The organism is Streptomyces sp. NPDC058307, assembly GCF_042880295.1.
Lineage (GTDB): Bacteria > Actinomycetota > Actinomycetes > Streptomycetales > Streptomycetaceae > Streptomyces.
In genome coordinates this window covers 1-7,020 of the sequence record NZ_JBHVYZ010000016.1, presented here as the reverse complement: position 1 = coordinate 7,020, position 7,020 = coordinate 1, and the positions used below count along the sequence as shown (strand labels likewise).

Annotated in this window: 9 protein-coding genes; 6 read left to right on the top strand and 3 right to left on the bottom strand. The window is 72.0% G+C overall.

Going from position 1 to position 7,020, the window contains the following annotated elements:
* The first annotated feature begins 62 nt into the window (after positions 1-62).
* Complete coding sequence (locus tag ACFVYN_RS14235; protein ID WP_389997350.1) at positions 63-620, top strand: hypothetical protein; 558 nt, start codon at positions 63-65, stop codon at positions 618-620.
* Here ACFVYN_RS14235 and ACFVYN_RS14230 read toward each other — a convergent pair.
* Complete coding sequence (locus ACFVYN_RS14230; protein ID WP_389997347.1) at positions 617-1,711, bottom strand: adenylate/guanylate cyclase domain-containing protein; 1,095 nt, start codon at positions 1,709-1,711, stop codon at positions 617-619. The genes ACFVYN_RS14235 and ACFVYN_RS14230 overlap by 4 nt on opposite strands.
* A 188-nt stretch (positions 1,712-1,899) precedes the next feature.
* Positions 1,900-2,763, bottom strand: a complete 864-nt coding sequence (locus ACFVYN_RS14225; RefSeq protein ID WP_389997344.1) for a biotin--[acetyl-CoA-carboxylase] ligase — start codon at positions 2,761-2,763, stop codon at positions 1,900-1,902.
* A gap of 110 nt (positions 2,764-2,873) precedes the next feature.
* On the opposite strand from ACFVYN_RS14225, the gene ACFVYN_RS14220 reads away from it, so the two are divergent.
* From ACFVYN_RS14220 to ACFVYN_RS14205, 4 genes are all read left to right on the top strand, one after another.
* Positions 2,874-4,466: an acyl-CoA carboxylase subunit beta gene (locus tag ACFVYN_RS14220; protein WP_389997341.1), complete on the top strand. Its 1,593-nt coding sequence runs from the start codon at positions 2,874-2,876 to the stop codon at positions 4,464-4,466.
* A gap of 17 nt (positions 4,467-4,483) precedes the next feature.
* Positions 4,484-4,693, top strand: a complete 210-nt coding sequence (locus ACFVYN_RS14215) for an acyl-CoA carboxylase subunit epsilon (protein ID WP_352389016.1) — start codon at positions 4,484-4,486, stop codon at positions 4,691-4,693.
* 105 nt (positions 4,694-4,798) lie between these two features.
* Positions 4,799-4,927, top strand: a complete 129-nt coding sequence (gene mmpB / locus ACFVYN_RS14210) for a morphogenic membrane protein MmpB (RefSeq protein ID WP_352389017.1) — start codon at positions 4,799-4,801, stop codon at positions 4,925-4,927.
* Between the two features lie 18 nt (positions 4,928-4,945).
* Complete coding sequence (locus ACFVYN_RS14205; RefSeq protein WP_389997337.1) at positions 4,946-5,566, top strand: nucleoside triphosphate pyrophosphatase; 621 nt, start codon at positions 4,946-4,948, stop codon at positions 5,564-5,566.
* On the opposite strand, the gene ACFVYN_RS14200 is transcribed toward ACFVYN_RS14205, so the two are convergent.
* Positions 5,535-5,996, bottom strand: a complete 462-nt coding sequence (locus tag ACFVYN_RS14200) for a hypothetical protein (protein ID WP_389997334.1) — start codon at positions 5,994-5,996, stop codon at positions 5,535-5,537. The two genes, ACFVYN_RS14205 and ACFVYN_RS14200, sit on opposite strands and share 32 nt — an antisense overlap.
* A 363-nt stretch (positions 5,997-6,359) precedes the next feature.
* On the opposite strand from ACFVYN_RS14200, the gene ACFVYN_RS14195 reads away from it, so the two are divergent.
* On the top strand, positions 6,360-7,020 hold a 661-nt coding region (locus ACFVYN_RS14195; RefSeq protein WP_389997331.1), incomplete at its 3' end, for a biotin carboxylase N-terminal domain-containing protein.

Here is a 7,020-nt window from a genome sequence, read left to right as displayed (position 1 = left end):
ACCCTCCCGGTTAACGCGGGTTAACAAGAACGCTCCGATCATCGCAGCCCCGCCCCCGCAAGGTGCTGCTCGCAGCGGGCGGCCTCGCCCTGGCCGCCGGCGCCCTGAGCCTCGTACGACTGACCCCCGACGCGGGAGTGGGCGCCTTCGGCGCGGCGGAGCCGGACCCCCAGGCCGCCCCCGGCGCGGACACGGACATCGCCCTCGACCCAGGCACCGGCACCGGCACCGGCACCGGCAAGGACCGGACGACGTACGCCGCCGCGGCCGTGGGCTCCGTCCCGCGGGCGAGCCCGTCGTCGACCACGGCGATGGGCGGGATCTCCGCGACGCCCACACCGGGCGCCTCGCAGGCCCCGGCAGGGTCCGCGACCGCCGTACCCCTGCCCTTCGCGGCGGCCCCGACGACGATCCCGGACGCCCCGAACACCCAGGCACCGGCACCGCCCCCGGCCCCCACGGCGAGCAGCACACCGCGGCCCCACGCCCCGCCGACGACCGCGACCACGCCCCCACCCGCGCCGACGCCCACGCCACAGCCCACTCACGCGGCCCGGCCCGCGCCCGCGCCGGGCCTCTGCGTGCCGATCGTCGGCCTCTGCGTGCGGCAGGGCGGCTAGGAGAGGGGCACGTCCCTGCGGGTCAGCAGCCAGGGCTCGACGACGCCGAGTCCACGCACCGGCCGCTGCCACATCGGCTGGAGCGCGAAGCGGTACGTCGGCGGCTCCTCGCCCTCCTTCTCGGCGGTGGCCGCGGCCTCGGCCGCCTCCGCCTCGGAGGCGGGCGCCTCGCCGTGCCGGATCAGCTCCTCGGCGAAGGCGCTGTCGACGAGGACGGCGTCGCGGGGAGCTATCGAGGTCAGCCGGGAGGCGAGGTTCACCGTCGTACCGAAGACATCACCCATTCGGGTGGTCACCGTGCCGAAGGCGATGCCGACGCGCAGTTCGGGCATGGTCTCGTCGTTCGCCATGGTCTCGATCAGCCGCAGCGCGATCTCGGCGGCCACGGTCGCGTCGTCGGCCGCGTACAGCACCTCGTCGCCGAGGGTCTTGATGAGCCGCCCGCCGCGCGCGGCGACGAGGTCGGCGGCGGTGGTCTCGAAGGCCTCGACGAGTTCGCCGAGCTCCTCCTCCTCCATACGGCGGGTCAGCCGGGTGAACCCGACGAGGTCGGCGAAGCCGACGCACAGCCGCCGGTCGACCATCTCGTCGTCGTCGGCGGCCTGCACGACCCGGCCCGCCGAGGCGGAGAGCTGGCGGCGCCAGACGTAGACGAGGAACTCCTCCAGCTCGGGCAGGAGCAGCTCGATGATCGGGTACGTCACCTCGGTGCGGGTCATGCCCGGCTCCGGGGGGTCGGTCAGGCCCTCCAGGAAGGAGTCGATCTGCCACTCGGCGAGCCGGGCGGTGGTCTGCCCGGTGGACCGCGCCACCTGTACGGCCATGGCCTCGCTCAGCAGCCCCGCCTCGACGAGACCGGCGAGCCGGCGCAGCGCGAGGACGTCCGCCTCGGTGAACGCCTTGGCCTGGCCGACGTCGGCGAAGCCCATCGCCCGCCAGAAGCGGGTGGCCAGCTCCATGGAGACGCCGGCGGTGCGGGCCGCCTGAAAGGGGGTGTAGCGCCGCTCGGCGCCGAGGATGAGCTGTTCGAGACGCACGGCGAGCGGGTGCGGGGTCGCGTCCGCGCCGGAGCCCGTGTCGTCTGCGGTCACGCCTGCTGCCCTTCCGATCTGTCACGGTCAGGTATCGACCGGCCTCAACTGTACGGCAGGTGTGCGCCAGCTCACGTCCTCGCTCCGCCAGGTGGAACCGACAGACCGTGAGTGGCTTGCCTCTCTGGTCGGCCGCCGGGGCGTCGTGGCTGGTCGCGCAGTTCCCCGCGCCCCTGGCCAGGCCACGTCTACGCCGGTCGCAGGTGCACGATGTCTCCCGCACCCACTGGCTGCTGCACCCCTTCCTCCGTCGCAATCACCAAGCGGCCGTCGCCATCCACCGCCACCGCCTCCCCCACCAGCGAACGATCTCCCGGCAACTCCGCCCGCACCGTTCTTCCCAGCGTCGCGCACCCCGCCGCATACGTCTCCTGGAGGCCGCTCACCGTCGGGTCGCCCGCCGCCGCGCGCCAGCGGTCGTACCACTCCTCCAGGGAGCGCAGGACGGCTCGCAGCAGGGTGTCCCGGTCGGTGCTCACCGCTCCGGCCAGCGCCAGGGACCCCGCGGTGGGGACGGGCAGCTCGTCCTCCCGGAGGGTGACGTTGATGCCGACGCCCACGACGACTCCTCCCTCGCCCGCCCGTTCGGCGAGGATCCCGCCGGCCTTGCGTTCCTCGCCGCCCACGGTCACCAGGAGGTCGTTGGGCCACTTGAGGGCGGTGTCCACGCCCGCCGCCCGCGACAGGCCGGTCGCCACCGCCACCCCCGTCAGCAGCGGCAGCCAGCCCCAGCGGGCCACCGGCACGTCCCCGGGTGTCAGCAGAACGGAGAAGAACAGGCCCGACCTCGGCGGCGCGGTCCACTGCCGGTCCAGGCGGCCCCGCCCCGCGCTCTGCTCCTCGGCGACGAGGACCGCGCCCTCGGCCGCCTTGCCCGCGGCGGCGCGGGCGACCAGGTCGGAGTTGGTGGAGCCGGTGCGGGTCACCACCTCGATCCCGGACCACAGGCCGCCCTCCCGCACCAGGCCGCGGCGCAGCGCGGCGGCGTTGAGGGGCGGCCGGTCGAGGTCCGACCAACGGCTGTCGTCTCCTGAAACATCTCGCGGCGTCATGCAAGCCACCCTAGGTGTGTGAAACGCCGCACTGCTGTTTCGGAGGGGCACCACTACTCTACGGATGAGTAACCGTCCCCCCTTTTGAGCAGGCAGGGAGCCACATCCCGATGTCCGAGCCGGAAGAGATCGACATCCACACCACCGCGGGCAAACTCGCGGATCTCCAGCGCCGCATCCAGGAGGCGACGCACGCCGGCTCCGAACGTGCCGTCGAGAAGCAGCACGCCAAGGGCAAGTTGACGGCCCGTGAGCGCATCGACCTGCTCCTCGACGAGGGCTCCTTCGTCGAGCTGGACGAGTTCGCCCGCCACCGCTCCACCAACTTCGGCCTGGAGAACAACCGCCCGTACGGCGACGGTGTCGTCACCGGGTACGGCACCGTCGACGGCCGCCCCGTCGCCGTGTTCTCCCAGGACTTCACCGTCTTCGGCGGCGCGCTGGGCGAGGTCTACGGCCAGAAGATCGTCAAGGTGATGGACTTCGCGCTGAAGACCGGCTGTCCGGTCATCGGCATCAACGACTCCGGCGGCGCCCGCATCCAGGAGGGTGTGGCCTCGCTGGGCGCGTACGGCGAGATCTTCCGCCGCAACACCCACGCGAGCGGTGTCATCCCGCAGATCAGCCTGGTCGTCGGTCCCTGCGCGGGCGGGGCCGTGTACTCCCCGGCGATCACCGACTTCACGGTGATGGTCGACCAGACCTCGCACATGTTCATCACCGGCCCGGACGTCATCAAGACGGTCACCGGTGAGGACGTCGGCTTCGAGGAGCTGGGCGGCGCCCGCACCCACAACGCGGTGTCCGGCGTGGCCCATCACATGGCCGGGGACGAGAAGGACGCGGTCGAGTACGTCAAGCAGCTGCTGTCGTACCTGCCGTCCAACAACCTGTCCGAGCCGCCGGTCTACCCGGAGGAGGCGGACCTCGCGGTCACCGACGAGGACCGCGAGCTGGACACGCTCGTCCCGGACAGCGCGAACCAGCCGTACGACATGCACACGGTGATCGAGCACATCCTGGACGACGCCGAGTTCTTCGAGACGCAGCCGCTGTACGCGCCGAACATCCTCACCGGCTACGGCCGCGTCGAGGGCCGCCCGGTGGGCATCGTGGCCAACCAGCCGATGCAGTTCGCCGGCTGCCTGGACATCACCGCGTCCGAGAAGGCGGCCCGCTTCGTGCGCACCTGCGACGCCTTCAACATCCCGGTGATCACCTTCGTGGACGTCCCCGGCTTCCTCCCGGGCGTCGGCCAGGAGCACGACGGCATCATCCGCCGCGGCGCCAAGCTGATCTACGCCTACGCGGAAGCCACCGTCCCGCTCATCACGGTGATCACCCGCAAGGCCTTCGGCGGCGCCTACGACGTCATGGGCTCCAAGCACCTCGGCGCGGACATCAACCTCGCCTGGCCCACCGCCCAGATCGCCGTCATGGGCGCCCAGGGGGCGGTCAACATCCTGCACCGCCGCACGATCGCGGAGGCCGAGGCCGCCGGCGACCCGGAGGCGACCCGGGCCCGGCTGATCCTGGAGTACGAGGACGCCCTCCTCAACCCCTACATCGCGGCCGAGCGCGGCTACATCGACTCCGTGATCATGCCGTCGGACACCCGCCGCCATGTGGTCCGGGGCCTGCGCCAGCTCCGCACCAAGCGCGAGACCCTGCCCCCCAAGAAGCACGGCAACATCCCCCTCTAGCCCCGCCGGGAGCCGTCATGAACATCAAGGTCGTACGGGGAAACCCCACCCCGGAGGAGCTCGCCGCCGCCCTGGCGGTGGTCAGGGCCCGCGCCGCGGCGGCGACGGAGACGCCGTCGGGCGCGGAGGAGACCAGGGCCGCGTGGTCCGACCCGTCGAGGATCGCGGGCCGCCGCCTGCCCCAGCCGGGCCCGACGGCGTGGACCCGCACCTACTGGCCGTCCTAGCGGACGGGCGACACCGGCCGGTCCGGGCCCCCGGACCGGCCGCACCCCGGGAAGTTGAGTACGCGTACTCAGGCGCTCCCCGCGAAATCGCCGCACCCTGGAAGCATGCTGTGGTCCGACCCCGAGAACGAACCGCCGAAGGAACTGCGCGACACGCAGGACATGCTTCGGCGACTGAGCGTCTTCCTGGCGCTGGCCATGGTGCTCGCGATGATCGTGATCGGGTTGCGCTGATCGGACTACGCTGACCGCATGACCGATCAGCCGCGCCGCCGACTCGTGCTCGCCTCCCAGTCCCCCGCCCGGCTGGGCCTGCTGCGGCAGGCCGGCCTCACCCCCGAGGTGCTCGTGAGCGGGGTCGACGAGGACGCCGTCTCCGCCCCCACCCCCGCCGAACTCGCCCTCGCCCTCGCCGAGGCCAAGGCCTCCGTCGTGGCCGCGAAGCCCGAGGTCAAGGGTGCGCTGGTGATCGGCTGCGACTCGGTGCTCGACCTGGACGGCGAGGCACTGGGCAAGCCCGCCGACGCCGAGGAGGCGACGGCCCGCTGGAAGGCCATGCGCGGGCGCGCGGGCACCCTGCAGACCGGCCACTGCGTCTACGACACGACGAGCGGCCGGTATGTCTCCGCGGTCGCCTCCACCGTCGTCCGCTTCGGCGAGCCGACCGAAGAGGAGATCGCCGCCTACGTCGCCTCCGGCGAACCCCTCCACGTCGCGGGGGCGTTCACACTGGACGGCCGTTCGGCCCCGTTCATCGAGGGCATCGACGGCGACCACGGCAATGTGATCGGCCTCAGCCTGCCGCTGCTGCGCCGGCTGCTGGCCGGGCTGGGCGTCGGCATCACGGAGTTGTGGGCGCCGCCGGAGGCGTGAGCGGCTGCGTGTCGTGCGGCTCCGCCGCGGCCGGCTCCCGCCGTCCGTCGTAGGTCACCAGCACGAGCACGATCAGCGTGAGCATCACGAGCATGAAGAGGAACGAGGACCAGCCGATCAGCGCCCAGGCGACCGCGCCCAGCAGGCCGTGCACCACGGCGGCGCTGATCAGCAGGATGCGGCCGAGCCCGGCGGGCTGCCGGTCGCGGACCGCCACCAGCAGGGCGACCAGCGCGCACAGCGCGAAGTAGAGGCCGAAGACGATCCCGCCGATCTTCGAGGACATCGACATCGCGCCCGGGTCCAGACCGGCCAGCGACATGTTCTGCGCGTCGACGAGACTGCCCATGATCCAGTTGAGCATCGCGACGCCGAAAGCCTCGGCGAGGAGGACCACCGCCACGACCCACGCCACCGGCCTGCGTATCACCGGTCCCCACCCACTTTCGAGCCGCGCTCTTGATTGACGACGTACGTTCAATACAGCGCGAACGCTACTAACGGGTAAACCGCGGGACAAGGGTTCGGCCGCGGGCAAAGAATCATTGGGCCATTCGTAGGGACTCCACAAAGAATCGGAGTGGTCCGCAGCACGCTCTCACAGAGACCTTGGCCACAGAGGAGGGCTAGGGTTTCCGGGAGGAGCCCTGCGTACCGAGGTGCGACAAGGGATTTCGCGGGTCGTGCATGCTCGTATCACGCTCCGTGTGGGGAAGGTCACCACAGGGGACGGGTCGAAGAGCCGTGTCGGCAGTCCCTAAACTCGGCTTGTTTCAAGGAGGGAGCCTCAATCGTGCGCAAGGTGCTCATCGCCAACCGTGGCGAAATCGCTGTCCGCGTGGCCCGGGCCTGCCGGGATGCCGGTATCGCGAGCGTGGCCGTGTATGCCGACCCGGACCGGGACGCCGTGCATGTGCGCGCCGCGGATGAGGCGTTCGCTCTGGGCGGTGACACCCCGGCCACCAGCTACCTGGACATCGGCAAGGTCCTGGGCGCCGCGCGGGAGTCGGGCGCGGACGCCGTCCATCCGGGGTACGGCTTCCTCTCCGAGAACGCCGAGTTCGCGCAGGCGGTCCTGGACGCGGGCCTGATCTGGATCGGCCCGCCCCCGCAGGCCATCCGCGACCTGGGGGACAAGGTCGCCGCCCGGCACATCGCCCAGCGGGCCGGCGCGCCCCTGGTGGCCGGCACCTCCGACCCGGTCTCCGGCGCGGAGGAGGTGGTGGCCTTCGCCACCGAGCACGGCCTGCCCATCGCCATCAAGGCCGCCTTCGGCGGCGGCGGCCGCGGCCTGAAGGTCGCCCGCACCCTCGAAGAGGTCCCCGAGCTGTACGACTCCGCGGTGCGCGAGGCGGTGGCCGCGTTCGGCCGCGGCGAGTGCTTCGTCGAGCGCTACCTCGACCGCCCCCGGCACGTGGAGACCCAGTGCCTGGCCGACAAGCACGGCAACGTGG

Excerpts from the sequence above, each read along its gene's own strand:
- mmpB (WP_352389017.1), top strand. The coding sequence starts at position 4,799 with ATGCTGTGGTCCGACCCCGAGAACGAACCGCCGAAGGAACTGCGCGAC.
- ACFVYN_RS14205 (WP_389997337.1), top strand. The coding sequence starts at position 4,946 with ATGACCGATCAGCCGCGCCGCCGACTCGTGCTCGCCTCCCAGTCCCCC.
- ACFVYN_RS14215 (WP_352389016.1), top strand. The coding sequence starts at position 4,484 with ATGAACATCAAGGTCGTACGGGGAAACCCCACCCCGGAGGAGCTCGCC.
- ACFVYN_RS14220 (WP_389997341.1), top strand. The coding sequence starts at position 2,874 with ATGTCCGAGCCGGAAGAGATCGACATCCACACCACCGCGGGCAAACTC.
- ACFVYN_RS14225 (WP_389997344.1), bottom strand. The coding sequence starts at position 2,763 with ATGACGCCGCGAGATGTTTCAGGAGACGACAGCCGTTGGTCGGACCTC.